The sequence below is a fragment of the [Phormidium] sp. LEGE 05292 genome (assembly GCF_015207735.1).
Lineage (GTDB): Bacteria > Cyanobacteriota > Cyanobacteriia > Cyanobacteriales > Aerosakkonemataceae > Floridanema.
In genome coordinates this window covers 1-16,002 of the sequence record NZ_JADEWG010000073.1, presented here as the reverse complement: position 1 = coordinate 16,002, position 16,002 = coordinate 1, and the positions used below count along the sequence as shown (strand labels likewise).

The window sequence follows — 16,002 nt, the reverse complement described above, 5'->3', positions numbered from 1 at the left end:
TAACAGTCTTTTTTAAGCTTAGAGGAGGCATAAGTTTCTATCCTGCGTCTAAAGAAGTAATTGTGAACATAAAGCCTCTATCGTGAGTTATAAACAGGTTTGTTGTGAGGACTTTAGTCCTTTTAGTGAATAAGGAAACGACTGAAGTCGATACAACGAACAAGAAAGTTCGTTGTATCGACTTCAGTCGTTACATTGCTAAAAAAACTAAAGTCCTGACAACAAATCTAATAAATTACTATTTCAAAATTATCTTATTAGTCGCCTTTCCTGATTCATCTACATCGTAGACAATTGGTACCCCGGTTGCTAATTCAAGTTGGGTAACTTCCTCTGGATTTAAATTATCTAAACTCATTATAATCGATCGTAAAGAATTACCATGAGCCGCAACCAAAACATTATCTCCATGTTTAAGATGAGTGAGAATGCGGTCTTGGAAAAATGGCAAAGCTCGCTTCATTGTATCTTCTAAACTTTCGCCACCCGGAGGCGGTACAGAAAAAGAACGTCGCCATTCATGAACCTTTTCTTTACCATATTTCTCAGCAGTTTGGGTCTTATTTAATCCTTGCAATTCCCCATAATAACGCTCATCTAAAGCCGAACAAGGATAGATGGGTAATTCTTCATCTTGGCTACCCTCATACTTATCCCAACCATGCCAATCTTCGTCGGTTGCATCATGTTTAATAATTGGAGTTTTACCGCCACAAATTTCATCACATTCGGTCAAACAAATTACAGCAGTTTCCATTGCTCGAAATAGCATACTGGTGAAACAAACATCAACATGATATTTGTTATTCTTAAGTTTGCAAGAAGCAATTGTTGCTTCTGCACGTCCTTGTTCACTCAAAGGAATGTCTACCCAACCTGTAAATTTGTTGGCAGCATTCCAAAGACTTTGACCATGACGGAGTAAAATCAATTTAGCCATTTACTCACTTCCTAAGATTTTCTAAAGCAATGTTAGCGTTATTGGAGATGTTAACCTATATTTAATTAAGCTATGTTTAAATCGAGATTAAATAGTTTGGTTAGATGATTTGATAATATTAGTTTGGCGGGCAAAATGCCCACCCGACAATTTTTAAACAGGATCAAGAGCGTTTGCTTTCAGTTCATTCAGGGAAACATATTCCACGGCTGAAGCATGGGTAGATGATAAAATTATAGGTGGTGCAACACCAGCATCTAGAGCTTCTTTCCATCTTAGGGCACATAGACACCAGCGATCGCCAGGTTTTAACCCTGGAAAATTAAACGCCGGAACTGGTGTTGATAAATCATTTCCTCTCGCTTTACTAAAAGTGAGAAATTCTTCAGTTACTTGAGCGCAAACAATATGAGCGCCCACATCACCCGCACCCGTGTTACATTTACCATCACGATAAAATCCTGTCATCGGTGAAGTGCAACAAGTTTGCAAATCTCCGCCTAAAACATTTCTAGCACCTGTCATAAGCACAAATTTTCCGAAACTTTCTTTATGTTAATGTTAATGTATTTTATGACTAGCAAGATGCCCATCCTACGAAATTTTTCCAGGTTAATTATATTTGTTAACTTCTAACAAACCGGGTGGGGGATTAATTTCAATTCGCTTATTGGCTAAATCTACGATCGGTACAATCTCTTTGACAAATGGAATGAAAATTTCGGGTGTTTTTCCGCTTTTTTCACTTCCCACTGATGAATCATCAGGAGTGACTAATAATAAGTCATTACCTGCGGGAATTAAATCTAAGACAACCCCAATTTTTTCGCCATTTAATTGATTGAAAACTTCTAAACCAACTAAATCTAAAACATGATATTCATCTGCTTCTAATGTTGGTCGATCGCTCGCTGGAACCATTAACTTACATCCCCGCAATTCATCTGCTTGGTTGCGATCGTTCACTCCCGCCAATTTTACAATATACAAATTTTTATGGGGAATGTATCTACCACTGAGCAATTCGATCGATCGCGGTTCGCTTTCCTTGGGATGCAATAACCAACGTTCCCCTGGTTTTTCAAAACGTTCAGGAAAATCCGAGTCTGGATATACCCGCACTTCACCTTTTAAACCTTGCGCTGATACGATCGTACCGATTTCTAGCCAGTCTTCTTTACTCATTTGCAATTAAAAAATTTACTGTATTTCTATTGTCGCTGATTTTTTGCCTATAATAAAACTAATTTACTCATACTTCGATACGCATTATTGAGAGCATTTTTTATTTATAATGTGGTAAGTGAATTGCGATCGGCTTTTCAAATTCTCAAACATTTAGAGCAAACTATCACTAACACATCAATCAGATTGTAATAATATCAATTATAAAGATTGTGCTCAGGATCTAGCCAAACAATGTAAAAAACATTTTCGCTGAAAAACCCATGCACTCTGCCATATTCATTAGCAGATATTTGAAACTGGTAGGGTGTACTTACTAGCTGATCTTCATAAAGAATCCCGAAACCATGAGGCTCAGTTGTATCTTGCCAATCTATTCTATGACAGCGGAGGCTTTTACTTTGATTGTTAATAACTTCATCAGCTTTCAATTGTGATAAATCCCGCAGTCTTAGCAAGAGAGAGGCTAGATATTTCGCATCTCTCTTGCTTATCGAAAATTTCTCTTTATCATCTTGATAATACCTGAAAGAAAAACTAATTCCTTCCGGTATTTTTATTTTGGTAACTTCTCTTTTAGCTGAAGATGGCTGACTGCGAAGATTTGTGTCCTGTCTTTTTTTATTCTTCTTCGATGACACGGGTTTTGTAAAATTCTCTCATTAATTCTTTGGTAATAATAGCATGAGAAGGTTCATCTTTTGGCAAGTCACCTCTTGCTTTAATCCAAGGATCTTCGCGGCGCACCATCAATTCCAACTCATAAGCGTCTAAGAAGAAATAATCGTCAGCTAAGTCATCTAAAAATTTTTGTACTTCCTCTGGAAATTCTGGTTTTTCGACTTCTTTCAGAATTGGTTTAAAGCCAAATTGTTCTTTGTATTCGTAAAATAAAGCAGGGATAGTTGGCCCATGCACCCAAGCTTCAAAATCTTCATCAAAAAGGGGTTTATCTTCAAATGCTAAATACCATGCTTGGGCATAATACAAAAGTTTTTGTAGCTTTTGATTGCTGAGATAAGAGCCTACATCATTCGCAAACCAGATGAAGTAATCAGCAAGTTTGGATGCTGTTGTTACTGTAGTTACTGCGGTCATAAAAATCAGTTAAAGGCTAAATAATTTTGATATTTTTTATGATAACATAGTGCGATCGCACGATTCCCTTATAAACTTTTAATATACTGCCTCAATACATCGGGCAAAATGTAACAGTTTGCTTGTTGTTCTATCAAACAGCGCCGCAATAAAGATTGCACTACATTCACTAAATCTGACGGGGGAATTTTGGTATTTTCTAGTAATTTTACCAATTTGATTCCCTCGCCTTCTCTCGCCATCAAAGAAAGAACTTCTTTTTCCCAATCAGATAAACGGCTAACAGTTTGTTGTAAATTATCTTGCAAATCTTCCGGTAATAAAATAGTATCATCTTGCAATAATTCAGTTACGCATTCTCCCATTTCTTGAAACAAATTACCCACGCTTTTTAACCAGAATGGGTTGCCTTGGTAGCGATGAATAATTGCTGAGTAATTCTCAATTTCTCCTAATCCGTAATATCTCAGTAATTCCCGTGCAGGTTCAATATCTAAACCAGTTAGTTGTAAAGTACAAATAGTAGGATTTTGGTTTTTAATTTGAGTTACTTCTCTGGGCTGTTCCCAACCGATTAACAGAAAGCAACTTTGATGAGATAATGTTTCTATATTTTTAAATAAAGAGCGATATTCTTCATATCCTGGTTTATACTTTCCAGCTAATTCGCCACTACTGAAAAGGTTGTGAATGTCATCTAAAACTACTAAGCAGCGTTGTTTTTGTAAATACTTAATTAACGGTAAAGGTTTTTGGTTAGTTGCAGGTATATCTAGCTGTTCTGGTTGTGAGAAAAACTGGATTAGTTTATCTTGAAATTCAGCTAAGGTGGGAGAAGTTTCTAAATTGCACCAAATAACATACTCAAATTCATCTTTTATTTGTTGTACGAGTTGCGCTGCTAATGTGGTTTTACCGATACCGCTGATACCTGTTAGTGCTATTAAGCGACAGCGTTGTTCTAAGATTAATGTTTTTAGGGTTTCTAGTTGGGGAGTGCGATTATAAAAAGCACCCAACTCAGGCATTTCGCTTAAATCTTGATGCGAAGTTTTAGTTTGTTTCGAGTTAGTTGTTCTCTCATTATGTGAGTGTGAGTTTGGTGTATCTGGCGGGTGTCTACTTTCTCCGCACATATTAATGCTGTTAATTTGCACAGATTCTTCTTGTGCAACATTTGAATATATGGAGACTTGCACCCTCTCCATTGCTGAACGAAAGTTAGATTTACTGACATCTTCTCCTAATTCTTCTGAAAGTATTTGCCATAACTTTGATCCCACTTCTCTAACACGACTTTCAGAATAATCAAAATCCTTAGCTATTTCCTTATATGTCTCACGTTGTAGAGTTCCCCTCAGTATCGCTTCTTGTAAATCGTCAAGGTGCTGACCAGTTTTAGTAAATATTACCTCATCAGCAATTTTTAATACTTCTTTAAGATTCATCTATTTAAGTAATAGCTAGTATTTTTCGGTATTATAGCGCACATCTATCAACATTTTCGTACAAAATTAGATTAAAGAGAGTGAAATCCGGGAAAACTTGACGGCAAAATTGTACATTTTTTGACTGGACGAGCCTTTGATTTAAGAAGGATCATAGAGAAGTATTAGAGCCTTATAACTAAAAGTTAGTCAGCTTAAGGTTACAAATACAAAGCAATACTGGTAATAAACTATGAGAAAAAACAAAGTTCAAGTTTTTCTTGCATTTGGTGTGTTGGCAACGGCGGCAATAGTTGCACAGTCAGAATTAGCCTCCAGTCAAGCAATATTTCGTCGAACATTCCATGAATCCACCACTATCCAAGGATCTGGTCGCACCAGATCGGGAGGCTTAACATTCCAATATAATATTAGTGTCTCCGGTGGCTCATCTGGAAATGGCTCTGGCACATTTTCATATAAAGGAGAACAAGATGGTCTCCAAATGGTTGCCAGAGTTGAGTGTGTAGGAAGTTTTCTTTTGAATAACAGCATTCCTGTTGGTACTCTTGCTGGTCCAATCATAGGCGGTTCTTCCAGAATGACCGCAACAGGTAAATGGTTATTCGTTGGTATAAGAGATCAAAATCCTGACAAGATCCGTGTTGTAGATGTTTCAAGAGAAGAGGCACTAAAGCTTTGTAATCAACCAACTGATAGTTTTCCTGGTACTGTTACTTCTGGTAATGTTACTATTTCGCACTAATGCGATCACAGGTATGTTGAGTTGACGCTCTTGAAACCCAACCTCTTTTTCCAGTCAAAATATTATCCATTCCCACCATGACAATGTGATGATTGTACGGATAGCGATCGCACTATAAAAAAGAAAAAGAGCGATCGCACTCTCTTTTTTCAAATTAGCGATCGCCTAAAATAAAAAAGCCATCGCACTCTCTTTTTTCTCAGGTGCGATCGTTCTTTTTTCTAGTGCATCGCAATTTTCCCCAAAGATATCAGTCAAATTAACTGATAGCAAACTCAGTGAATCGCCGCTAATGAGATATTATTAACCTAACTAAGTGTTTGAACTGCCGAATTGCCTGTAATATTAACATCAACTGTAGCTAAAATTAATCCATAGTAAATAGCTGTAGCGACAATAAATCGATCGGCGGGGTCTTGATGGGGAAGTGCAATTTGGCGACTTAAAATAGCAATGTCATAATTCATTTGGGCTTCACGAGTTTCCAGAGTTTTTAAAGCTAAATTAACCCATGTAATAGGATCGGGTTGTAAAGATATCCGTCCTTTTTCTGCAAGAATCAGTGTCTCCCAAATACTAATTGGACTAAGCCAAAGTTCAGTATTAGAATCAACGATCGCATTTTGTAATTGAAGCGATAGGCGTTGGTCGCCGAGTAAATACCAAAGCCAAATGTGAGTATCGAGTAAAAGTTTCATTGTAAAACTTCCCAAGGTTCAGCTACAGGAGCGATTAAATCTCCTAATATTTCACCACTTCCTTTCATCACCCCAAAAACGGGTCGTGAAGCTTGGGTAGTGGCAGGATAAATAATCACTAATGGTTTTCCTTCATGGATGACGGTTACAGGGGTTTTGGTACGTTCAACCTCGATAAATAGAGTCTGAAGGTTTTGTGGTAATTCAGTAGTGGTAATTTGTGCCATTTTTTTCTTGTTCACAATCTTGATATATTCCTACTATGATAATGCGATCATTGAATCGATAGCGAAGAGGCAGCAAAACAAAGAGGGTTATGCAAGAGAATGACTTTGCGATACGCAAAAGAGCACGCTCCGCGCAATCGCGTAGCGCAGCGCCCGAAGCGATCGCACTCTCTTTTTTCAGATTAGCGATCGCCTAAAACGAAAAAGCGACCAAACTTGATTTTTTCTCAGGTGCGATCGTTCTTTTTTTAGTGCGATCGCACCCCAATATATAATGATTTAATTTATATGATTATGAGGTCGAGCAACTTTGCCAACTGCGGAACAAGCTATTAGATGTGTGATTCTATGTCAATCCTTGACTAATACCTTCACTCCTATTTTTGTTGTCCGCTTGGATGAGAGAACAGGTAATCTGTTTATCTTGGCAGGAGATAACATAGAGATAGAAATTTATCCGAATGGTCTATGGAGGTTTTTGTGATCGAGCCTGACTTTAGTAGCATGACTAAAATCGAGCTAAGAGCTTACGTCATCGCTCACCCCAACGATAAAGCAGCGTTTCATGCCTTTGTTGACCGTTTTACTTCTGAAGCTTCCACTGAAACTTTTGACATCCCAAAAACACATTCTGAGGTTGAGGAAGTTGAGATATTAATTAGAAAAAAGTTAGAACAACTCAAAACGAAATAGGGATAAATGTCGGCAGAATTCGTCTTGCCAAAAAAGAGAGTGCGATCGCTCTTTTTTCAGATTAGCGATCGCCTAAAATGAAAAAGCGTTCGCACTACTGAAAAAGAGCGATCGCTTTTTTAAACATATTCAACATTACCATACATTTCTGCTGGAGTTAAAGCTTCATAAATGAGAATTACCCCTCTAATAATTTCTCCTATAGAGCGAGTTCCCGGTTGATAATATACGATACCTGGATGCTGAAAAACTTGGCTGGCAATAATTAAAAAATCGCTATCTTGAGTAATTAACACTCGCTGTTGTTGACAACAAAATGCGAACTGCACCTCATCACTTTGACCGAGTAAATTTTCGGTTTTTGCCGTTGTTACATCTATGCCATACTTAATTAACGCAACTGCGATATCTGGATCAACACTTTCATCTAAATGAAACTTAGCTTTTTCACTCATTTCTCATTTGTTGTAACTTAGTTTGCAATTTAGATGGATGTTGTTGTTTAAATACTTCTACAAATTCAGCGTCTTCTCTCAAGCGGCGATCGATTTCTTCCCTATGCTCGAAATAGTAAGCCATTGCTGCATAAACTGAAGCTAGGGGCAAGTCATATTTACCTGCTATTTCTTCGAGAGAATACCCCATTTTTGTATACATTACTGCTATATCTGCCACTGTAATTCGATGTCCTGCAATTCGGGGTCTGCCACCACACACACCGGGGGTTACTTCTATATATTCTAAGTTAACTATTGCCATTGATAGCTATTTTAAACGAACTATGTGTTAATTTTATCATGCAAAGATGATGTTTTTCCCAGATACTAACAACAGAAAACTATAATTCATTAGTTTCATTAGCAATTTGTGCGTTCGCGTAGCGTGCCGTCGCCTAAGTTGAATCTGATTCTGATGGTTTCGCAGTTTGTTTTTTTGATGAAAAATCGCTAATAGTGCGATCGCCCTATTAGCCAGAGAATTAATTCCCTGGCTACACTGCTAAAGTCACACTAACTAAATAGCCACAGCAGACTTTTGATAAATTTCCGCAACAACTTTAGCTAACCGTCGCATTCCCTCAGCAATATCTCCATCAGTTGCAGTCAAACTAATGCGAATACATTGATTTTTGTGTATCCATTCTTCTCTTAAACCGGGGAAGAAAGAACTACCAGGAACGACTATTACACCAACTTTTTTTAACAATTGGTATAATTCCCAATCAGTAATTGGTAGATTGTCTAACCATAACCAAGCGAAAATTGCTCCTTCACCTCGATGTAAAAACCAAGGTAAATCTTGAGGCATTGATTCATTGAGAGTAGCTTCTACTATGACAAATTTTTGCTGATAATAAGGGCGAACTACGGTTGTAGCGAGTTCTGCTAATTCACCAGATGCGATCGCCTTTGCAGCAATAGCTTGTCCATACCGAGATGAATGAATACACATATTAGTTTGGAAACATTCCAAAACTTGAATGATCTTTTCATCTCCGATCGCCACACCAATCCTTTCTCCCGGTAATCCCGCTTTCGATAAACTCATACAATGGACAATATTTTCCCCAAATACCGGAGACATTTCCGTGAAATTCAAAGCCGGGAAAGGCGGCCCATAAGCCGAATCAATTAATACTGGAGCATCATAAGGTGCTGCCAAATTCGCAATTTTTAACACCTCATCGTCCGTCAGCACATTACCTGTCGGATTGCAGGGACGAGAGAATAAGACACAACCAGTAGTTTCATTAATTTCCAACTGACTAAAATCCGGGCGATACTTAAAGCGATGAGTAGATTCATCAATATCTAATTGTGGCTTATAAGATACTAAAGCTTCCGGGATTAAAGTTACACCACCATAACCTGTATAATCTGGACTTAACGGCAAAACAATTTGCTTTAATTGACCATTTTTAGCATAACCACCAAAAGCATTAGCGGCATAAAAGTAAAGACTTTGACTACCAGGAGTAATCAAGATATTTTGATTAGTTAAACTCAACCCATAACGACGATTAAAATCATTAACAATTGCATTAATTAATGGTTCATAACCTTGAGATTGACCGTAGCGGCAAACCACTTCACCATAATCAGAGCTACTTAACAAATCTTCTGTGTGTTTGCGCCATAGTTGCTCAATTTCCGGTAAAATCACCGGATTTCCGGGGCTGAGGTTAATAAATTGCTCTCCTATATTAGCTTTTAGGGTTTGTGCAATATCTTTCATGATTGCCCGCACGCCTGTAAGCTGGGACATTTGATGACCAAATTGAGTCAGGGCAGGATTCATAGGATTGAACTAAACTAAATTACAAAAGTTTACTAAGGTGTTAAGCAATTGGGAAGGGGTTGACAAGCATGAACAATTAGAAATTAACTATTGTGAATGCGTTAACCTTTAGGGAGTTCTGCGGTTTAACGAACCCCTGCATCAAAACCACTGGGTTTTCTGTGAAAACTGAGCATCGAGGGCTGCTTCCCAATCTCTTATTAACCGATGCTAATCGATTAAATGACTTGTAGTACACTTCTATCTGTAGCAGATAGCTTCGGAAAATCGGAAAAAATGTGCTATTTTCTTCAAAATCATTAAATTTAGAGCAATTATAAATTTAGGCAAGAATGATAAAAACTATTAAGTACAGATCGATCGCGCACAATCACCAATTTTTTAATGTCAGCGCATAAAGCCCTATAATTTTCTTAGGTGAGGCTGGGGTACACAGAAAAGACAAAAAGACAAAATTAGGTCATGAATACAACTTGGTATTAAACAGCGAGCCTCTAGTACGCTCGGTTTGACGGCAATTTATATCTGGAAATCAAAAAAATATTTTTATAGAGAATCAACAAAACATGGCAGATTATCCTAATAAACATTTTTGGCACCACCTCAGCAATACTAAATTATTGCGTTCTTCATTAACCTTTTTAGCATTGTTTAGTTGTGGTTGTGCGATCGTATTTCTGATTAATTATTTTTACTCGGCAATTACTATTTTTACGATTGCTGCTACCTTAGCCGCATTGCTGAATTACCCTGTACAATGGCTGAATCGATTTATCCCAAGAGGATTAGCAATTGCGATCGTTTGTTTATTATTTGTAACTATTATTGCTACCCTAATTACCAGTTTGGGATTTGAGATAATCACACAAGGACAAGGATTATCTAATAGTTTATTTGATTTTATTAAGTCCAACGATTTTAAACCAGTAACCAAATTTTTACCCATAAGTAAATTCTTAGAATCTATTCAACTTAGCAAATTTATTCAAACCCTGCAAACTGGGTTACTTACAGGCATAGGATTTTTACAAGGGGTCTTTTCTAACTTTTTGACGGCTGTGTTCATTGCCGTAATCTGTGTTTATATGTTAATTGATGGAGAAAAAATTTGGTTATTTAGTTTGAAATTATTACCATTAGAACTGCGCGATCGCTTTGGTCTTACCTTCCAAAAAAGTTTCCTTGGCTTCTTTCGCGCTCAAATTTTACTAGTTTTTTTCCTTTCGGCTTCCTGCTGGGTTTTCTTCACTGCAATCGGAGTCAAGTACGCCCTATTTTTATGTTTAATCTTGGGGATAATTGATGCAATTCCAGGGATTGGGGGAACCTTGTGTGCGATCGTCGTTACCTTACTAGTGCTAGTATCTCAAGGCTTTTGGATGGCAGTTAAAGTTTTAATTACCTGTACAGTTTTACAACAAATCCAAGATAATTTTATTGCTCCCAAGTTGATGAAAGCCAACTTAGAAATTAATCCAGTTCTGTTATTTTTAGCACTATTTTTGGGCGAACGAGTTGCTGGAATTCTTGGGATGTTTTTAGCAGTGCCGATCGCTGCTATGATAGTAAGTTGGATGAAAGAACCAATCAAATCTGAATCAATAGAACCATTAGCTGACGAACCGAAATCAAATAAAATAAATCATAATTAAACTTATGCCTTGGCAAGTTGATTTTTATCGTCGTCCCCTGAAAGATTCCACAGGACAAAGTTTGTGGGAATTATTAATTTGCGATCCCTCAAATAACTTGACATACGAAGCATTATGCCCTCAATCAGAAGCTAATGCTAATTGGTTATTCGGCGAATTCCAAAAAGTCATAGCTTCCCAGAAAAATCAACCGGAAAAAATCCAAGTATTTCGCCCCCAATCACTCAGTTTAATTGAAACTGCTGCCCAAAAATTAGGGATTGCCGTCGAAGCAACGCGCCGCACCGAAAGTTTAAAAACCTGGTTAAAAGCACGGCAATATTCCCAAAGTGGGGAATCTTTCGATCCAATAGCTTTAGAAAAACCGCCACCAATTGCTTTACCTGAACAACTTTGGGGGGAAAAATGGCGCTTTGCCACTCTGATGGCGAGTGATATAGAAGAGAGTTTTGCCGGACAACCAATTCCCATTTTAGAAATGCCCCAATTTCTCTTACCAATCAACTTAGGAATCGCTTCAACTTTGCCTGTTCCGGGAGTAGTTATTGATGGAGGAAAACAATCATTAAGGTTAGCACGTTGGATACAGGAATCCCGACCTGTATCGCTGAATTATATTCCTGGTGCGCCTGATGGCTTAATTTTAGAAACTGGTTTAGTAGATAGATGGATCGTAGCAACATTTGCCGATGAAGAAGTTACTGTAGCAGCACAAATATTTGAACAACGTAAACAAGAAACTAAGGGATTGCATTTTTTATTAGTGCAACCTGATGATTCGGGAATGACTTATAGTGGATTTTGGCTATTACAAAATGTAGCTGAATGAGAGACAATAATACTGCAAAAGTAGATTTTATTAACTGGTTCTCTGGTACTTGTAGTGATAAGTAAACGCAGCTTCTTGCCTACTAGGTTAGAAAGAACTATCGATACATTGTTGTTAGTTTAACGCAAACAAACCCAACATCTTTTTCCACTCACAATCTTATCCATTTGTACCATGACAATGTGATGATTGGACGGAGAGCGACGCACTACCAAAAAAAGATCGATCGCAGTTTGTTTTTTTCTGATGAGCGATCGAGTTATCGTCTATGACTTATCAAGTCCTCATCCAACCAGCAAAAATAGATATCACCTATCGCAAAATAGATGATTAATGTTAAGGCAATAGAGAATTTACAGAAAGTATTCCTATCTCAAATCCTTCGATCTCTAAAGGCAACGAATCCTGTAGCCCATAGTTTTGTTGCGTAGCATAATCTGCATCTTCGCCTTCTCCAAATGGCTGAGTATATTCCTCAATCTGTCGATCGAGGAGATTTACAATCCAGTAAATTGGAATGCCAGCGCGAGCATAAATGCGTTTCTTTAAAGAGCGATCGCGTTGAAGAGTTGTATCGGATACTTCCACCACAAGGGCAATATCTTCAGCACCCGGATGTCGATCTAGATACTGTCGAGTATCTCCTCTAACAACCACCACATCCGGTTCTGGTTCGCTATCAAATAGTGCGATCGCCTCTTGCGAATCCACATACCATCCTGAAGGCAAAATGCTCTCGATCGCCATTCAGACAATGCGAGTTGCTGCTCTATGCGGGGGATTCTTTGGCATTTTGAAAACTAACCAGCCTTCTAACAATTCTACTGGATCTTCGTCCGTAAGAATACCATTTTTAATCATATTATGATACCGATCTACGCTTAAGCGCCAAATCATATCTGAAGGAATTGCTGCACTCTCTAGGGATGACATGATAACGTTTCCGAATGTACTATTCCAAATTAAATATTTTTTTAAACTTATTCTAAAGTAGCATAATTTTATCCAATTTTATAATAACAAGACGATGACTTAACGATAGCGATTACCTGCGGCATCCTTCGCGATCGCATTACTAAAAAAAAGATCGATCGCCCTTATAATGCGAGGCAAGAAAGCTAAACTAAATGTGTATCATCTTAAACAAACGATCGCCTATTTATAATTAGCTAAAATTAGGGTGACACAGCAGGACGCACAACACGAATCAGTTTCCCTTGCAAAGATTCTTCCTCTGTAATTGCAGCATGGATTCGGTTAGCCAACGCCTCCCAATCGCGGTCGTTCGTACAGGCGATAATACCAGCGTGATCTGGGTGGATGCGATGCAACCGAAAGAAATCTTTACGATTTTGGGTAATAACGGCACGATTCTCGCTAGTTGCAAAAGCTAACACATCTGGATCGGAAATTCTTTGATTTGCTTTGCCTGCTTCTTGAACAGTTAAAACATCGTGTCCCAAAGCTCGCAGAAATTCTACAACAGGATAGGGGTATTGCTCATCAGCATAGAGACGCGCCATTTACTAAAAATCCTCGTACATCACCTCATCATTTTCCCGAATTTCTGTTTCAATTTCCTCTGGGAAAGCTTCAGCATAAGCCCAAGCATTGGCAATATCAGTAGCAGAAAGGGATGGATAGCTAGTGAGTAAATCGGCTTCACTATATCCAATCCGACGAGCTTCTACAAGTCCCCAAACAGTGATACGAGTTCCTGCAATACAGGCACTCCCACCACAAACACCAGGCGTTTTTTCAATACCGCGTCCGAGAGTGATTTTGCCTTGAGATAGAAGTTGAACGACTTGAGCTTTTTCTTGGTCAGAGAGTGCTAGCAGTTGAGGCTCTAATTCTTTCAGCGTCATGGCAAACAAAGAAAAGGGTTACTAAATATCTTACCAAACGATTTTTTGAGCTAGTATATCGGCAGAGATTTTTGGTAAATTTTGCTGATGTATATGGGTGATTCACAAAATAGCGTTCGCGCAGCGTGCCGTAGGCATATCGCCCTTCTTTATAAGTTAACTTGAAACAAATAAACCCAACCTCTTTTTCCACTCACAAACTTATCCATTTCTATATTACTAATGTGATGATTTCTCATAGTCTAATTTTTTAAAGATTCGCCTACGGCACGCTGCGCGAACGCAATGTAGATTGCACCCAACACTTTAGTATCTCAGCCCGGATTAATCATCTTTAGGGCCAAATACCATTTGTAAAACCATTTGTTGACCGCCTTCTCGATGATGTCGATCGGCCCATTGGCGGATTACTTCATCTAATTCTTCCATTGCTCTGTCAATGCGATCGGGTGGAATATCCAATTCTTCCAAAACTCGCATGACATTTACCTGTCGTTCTTGCCATCCCTTCATTAACCGGAAATACCGCGCCGTGTCCTCCACCATAATGTAAGTGCGTTCCTCATCGTCAGAAGGCGAGTAGGAAGCGCGGGTGAGGGCATAAAAAGGTAAACCCCAAGGACAATCAATTCTCGTGACTGTGCCAGCATAAATTAAACGGCGCTTGATGTGTTCTGCCAAAGCTTCGCTCAAAGGAACTTGTTTGTCTTTTGGCAAATCTTCCTGAGAACGGTTGTGGAGAAACTCAATTAACTCCATAAATTGAAAAGAGTTAACCAGTTGAGCATCTGGCAAGAGTGGAGGTAATTTTTCCTCTATCTGCCGTTTCTCCTCTAAGGTGAGGCTGGTACCGGAAATGCGCGATCGTCCCGGCATCCAAGGATAATGTTCCAGCCAGACATAGGGAAACTGAATCAAATAACGTGGTTCTTGAGAACCTAACATTTTTAACAGTTTGCCCTCTGTAAGAGCAAGTCTTACCTCTTCAACGATCGCCTTCACCCGCTTTGGCTCAATATGGTGCAAATGACCAGTCATGCGGAGGTTCTGACCCTGCTCCAAATAAGTCATGTAAATGGCGCATTTGGCAGCTGTGGCTGCTGCATCCAGAAACGCTCCGTGTCGGTGTCCGCTTGTTCTCATGGCACTAAATGCCAGATAAAGCATGATCTGATCCATTGCACTGGGACTGAGGCTTTTGATCAGATCTAGGTCGTTACTCATAAGTTAGGAGAGATTGTATCGCATAAATTCAAAACTCCGAGTTTTTCCAGCATCAAGCCACTGCTGACGGATGACTAGCTTTTTTTAAGCCTGAAGCCAAAAGCAATTAGCTGATACTGCCTGTAATCCATCTTCTACGGAAGGATTACTCTTTTGCATCTATGATTTCTGCTCTTCGCAGTTTTAAGTCAAGTTTAAGAGCTACCCTGCTTTCCAAAATTTAGCCGATCTGCACCCATAAATACCACTTAATACTGGCTAAAAAGTAAAAAAAAGTCAAAAACCCATGCTAAGACAATTTTGGCATGGGTTAGAAAGAAAATAATAAGTTTAGCTAGCTTTTTTTCATTTACCGTTTTATGATAATCTGTAGTTGTAAGTTAACTAAGTTTTTTCTCACTAGGAAAAAACCTAATTAGCCAAATAAATCGGCAATGAAAGCTTAAATGATGAGCAAGGCTTCAGGTAATAGATAATTGTTCGTATCTCAATAATTTTACCGTCCACTACCTCGGTTATCACGCCTAGCAAATGCCAAGGGCATAGAGATAATAGATTGTTCATTCACAGATGTTTCTGATTTTTCCGTAGTAATGGCTTGTGATTGAAAGTTCAAAGTTTGGCAAGTAATTGTAAAGAAAGCCAAAAGCAAAGTAGTAACAGTAATGTTGAGATGTCCCATAGAAATTTTTTATCTCCTGCATTTCTACTCCTTCTTTCAGGGACTTGAAAGAGCCATCAGGAAAATTTTTAAGTTATTTCAAAGAAAAAATATTTAGAAATTCTGGGCGATTGTAGAAGGACAATTTGTATTCATCAGGGAATAGTAAATGCGATAATTTCTCAGTTATTGGGATTTTTGTCTGCCCAAAATCGACATCCAAATTTGCCGATCGCATTTAGTACAATCCTCTAGCTTTCGAGCCAAATGCTCAAGCAGTAACTATTAATCTAGTAAATTCTCGGTTGACAATCTTTGATAACTATTATTGAATCAGCAAAATTACTGAGTAGGGAACAGGAAGTGGGGAGATGGGGGGATGGGGGAGAAAGTGTTGAGTTTTGGATTCACCTTGTCACCTTGTCCCCTTGTCCCC

General features: G+C 38.5%; 22 protein-coding genes. 5 read left to right on the top strand and 17 right to left on the bottom strand.

What is annotated here, in order from left to right; all coding sequences use genetic code 11:
* Positions 1-238: 238 nt before the first annotated feature.
* From IQ264_RS19415 to IQ264_RS19390, 6 genes are all read right to left on the bottom strand, one after another.
* Positions 239-940, bottom strand: coding sequence for a 2,3-bisphosphoglycerate-dependent phosphoglycerate mutase (locus tag IQ264_RS19415; RefSeq protein ID WP_193982455.1), 702 nt, complete (start codon positions 938-940; stop codon positions 239-241).
* Positions 941-1,093: 153 nt separating this feature from the next.
* Positions 1,094-1,465, bottom strand: a complete 372-nt coding sequence (locus IQ264_RS19410; RefSeq protein ID WP_193982454.1) for a DUF2237 family protein — start codon at positions 1,463-1,465, stop codon at positions 1,094-1,096.
* An 87-nt stretch (positions 1,466-1,552) separates the two neighbouring features.
* Positions 1,553-2,125 carry a ribosome maturation factor RimM gene (gene rimM / locus IQ264_RS19405; RefSeq protein ID WP_193982453.1) on the bottom strand — a complete coding sequence of 191 codons (573 nt, stop codon included), beginning with the start codon at positions 2,123-2,125 and terminating at the stop codon, positions 1,553-1,555.
* Positions 2,126-2,322: 197 nt separating this feature from the next.
* The gene (locus IQ264_RS19400; RefSeq protein ID WP_193982452.1) at positions 2,323-2,766 is read right to left on the bottom strand and encodes a hypothetical protein; all 444 of its coding nucleotides are present in this window, start codon (positions 2,764-2,766) and stop codon (positions 2,323-2,325) included.
* Complete coding sequence (locus IQ264_RS19395; protein ID WP_193982451.1) at positions 2,747-3,223, bottom strand: Panacea domain-containing protein; 477 nt, start codon at positions 3,221-3,223, stop codon at positions 2,747-2,749. The genes IQ264_RS19400 and IQ264_RS19395 overlap by 20 nt, the downstream gene beginning before the upstream one ends.
* Positions 3,224-3,291: 68 nt before the next feature.
* Entirely contained in the window at positions 3,292-4,671 is a 1,380-nt protein-coding gene (locus IQ264_RS19390; RefSeq protein WP_193982450.1) for an NB-ARC domain-containing protein, read from the bottom strand.
* Between the two features lie 232 nt (positions 4,672-4,903).
* Here IQ264_RS19390 and IQ264_RS19385 point away from each other — a divergent pair, with 232 nt between their 5' ends.
* Positions 4,904-5,416 carry a hypothetical protein gene (locus tag IQ264_RS19385; protein WP_193982449.1) on the top strand — a complete coding sequence of 171 codons (513 nt, stop codon included), beginning with the start codon at positions 4,904-4,906 and terminating at the stop codon, positions 5,414-5,416.
* Positions 5,417-5,724: 308 nt separating this feature from the next.
* Here the strand turns inward: IQ264_RS19385 and IQ264_RS19380 are convergent, their stop codons facing one another.
* Both IQ264_RS19380 and IQ264_RS19375 read right to left on the bottom strand, forming a co-directional pair.
* Entirely contained in the window at positions 5,725-6,114 is a 390-nt protein-coding gene (locus IQ264_RS19380; protein ID WP_193982448.1) for a type II toxin-antitoxin system VapC family toxin, read from the bottom strand.
* On the bottom strand, positions 6,111-6,356 hold the full coding sequence (locus tag IQ264_RS19375; RefSeq protein WP_322744752.1) for a type II toxin-antitoxin system Phd/YefM family antitoxin: 246 nt from the start codon (positions 6,354-6,356) through the stop codon (positions 6,111-6,113). The genes IQ264_RS19380 and IQ264_RS19375 overlap by 4 nt, the downstream gene beginning before the upstream one ends.
* Before the next feature lie 295 nt (positions 6,357-6,651).
* Here IQ264_RS19375 and IQ264_RS33895 point away from each other — a divergent pair, with 295 nt between their 5' ends.
* Both IQ264_RS33895 and IQ264_RS19370 read left to right on the top strand, forming a co-directional pair.
* Positions 6,652-6,825: a DUF6888 family protein gene (locus IQ264_RS33895; RefSeq protein ID WP_413470361.1), complete on the top strand. Its 174-nt coding sequence runs from the start codon at positions 6,652-6,654 to the stop codon at positions 6,823-6,825.
* A complete protein-coding gene (locus IQ264_RS19370) occupies positions 6,810-7,034 on the top strand; it encodes a DUF6887 family protein (RefSeq protein ID WP_413470360.1) in 225 nt (74 codons plus the stop codon). The genes IQ264_RS33895 and IQ264_RS19370 overlap by 16 nt, the downstream gene beginning before the upstream one ends.
* Before the next feature lie 119 nt (positions 7,035-7,153).
* Here the strand turns inward: IQ264_RS19370 and IQ264_RS19365 are convergent, their stop codons facing one another.
* The 3 genes from IQ264_RS19365 to IQ264_RS19355 all read right to left on the bottom strand — a co-directional run bounded on the left by IQ264_RS19365 (position 7,154) and on the right by IQ264_RS19355 (position 9,332).
* Positions 7,154-7,489 (bottom strand): DUF5615 family PIN-like protein, encoded by a 336-nt coding sequence (locus IQ264_RS19365; protein ID WP_193982447.1) that lies wholly within the window; start codon positions 7,487-7,489, stop codon positions 7,154-7,156.
* Positions 7,482-7,793: a DUF433 domain-containing protein gene (locus IQ264_RS19360; protein WP_193982446.1), complete on the bottom strand. Its 312-nt coding sequence runs from the start codon at positions 7,791-7,793 to the stop codon at positions 7,482-7,484. Before IQ264_RS19360 ends, IQ264_RS19365 begins: the two co-directional genes overlap by 8 nt.
* Before the next feature lie 255 nt (positions 7,794-8,048).
* Positions 8,049-9,332 carry a valine--pyruvate transaminase gene (locus IQ264_RS19355; protein ID WP_193982445.1) on the bottom strand — a complete coding sequence of 428 codons (1,284 nt, stop codon included), beginning with the start codon at positions 9,330-9,332 and terminating at the stop codon, positions 8,049-8,051.
* Between the two features lie 566 nt (positions 9,333-9,898).
* On the opposite strand from IQ264_RS19355, the gene IQ264_RS19350 reads away from it, so the two are divergent.
* Positions 9,899-10,984, top strand: a complete 1,086-nt coding sequence (locus IQ264_RS19350) for an AI-2E family transporter (RefSeq protein ID WP_193982444.1) — start codon at positions 9,899-9,901, stop codon at positions 10,982-10,984.
* A gap of 4 nt (positions 10,985-10,988) precedes the next feature.
* Positions 10,989-11,813 (top strand): Tab2/Atab2 family RNA-binding protein, encoded by an 825-nt coding sequence (locus IQ264_RS19345; RefSeq protein WP_193982443.1) that lies wholly within the window; start codon positions 10,989-10,991, stop codon positions 11,811-11,813.
* Positions 11,814-12,149: 336 nt separating this feature from the next.
* On the opposite strand, the gene IQ264_RS19340 is transcribed toward IQ264_RS19345, so the two are convergent.
* From IQ264_RS19340 to IQ264_RS19320, 6 genes are all read right to left on the bottom strand, one after another.
* Positions 12,150-12,560: a Uma2 family endonuclease gene (locus IQ264_RS19340; RefSeq protein WP_228061655.1), complete on the bottom strand. Its 411-nt coding sequence runs from the start codon at positions 12,558-12,560 to the stop codon at positions 12,150-12,152.
* Positions 12,561-12,746, bottom strand: a complete 186-nt coding sequence (locus tag IQ264_RS33060; protein ID WP_228061654.1) for a hypothetical protein — start codon at positions 12,744-12,746, stop codon at positions 12,561-12,563.
* Between the two features lie 242 nt (positions 12,747-12,988).
* A complete protein-coding gene (locus IQ264_RS19335) occupies positions 12,989-13,336 on the bottom strand; it encodes a DUF5615 family PIN-like protein (RefSeq protein WP_193982442.1) in 348 nt (115 codons plus the stop codon).
* A 3-nt stretch (positions 13,337-13,339) separates the two neighbouring features.
* Positions 13,340-13,681: a DUF433 domain-containing protein gene (locus tag IQ264_RS19330; RefSeq protein ID WP_193982441.1), complete on the bottom strand. Its 342-nt coding sequence runs from the start codon at positions 13,679-13,681 to the stop codon at positions 13,340-13,342.
* 324 nt (positions 13,682-14,005) lie between these two features.
* Positions 14,006-14,905 carry a heterocyst differentiation master regulator HetR gene (gene hetR / locus IQ264_RS19325; protein ID WP_193982440.1) on the bottom strand — a complete coding sequence of 300 codons (900 nt, stop codon included), beginning with the start codon at positions 14,903-14,905 and terminating at the stop codon, positions 14,006-14,008.
* 496 nt (positions 14,906-15,401) lie between these two features.
* Positions 15,402-15,587: a hypothetical protein gene (locus IQ264_RS19320; protein WP_193982439.1), complete on the bottom strand. Its 186-nt coding sequence runs from the start codon at positions 15,585-15,587 to the stop codon at positions 15,402-15,404.
* Between the last annotated feature and the right edge of the window lie 415 nt (positions 15,588-16,002).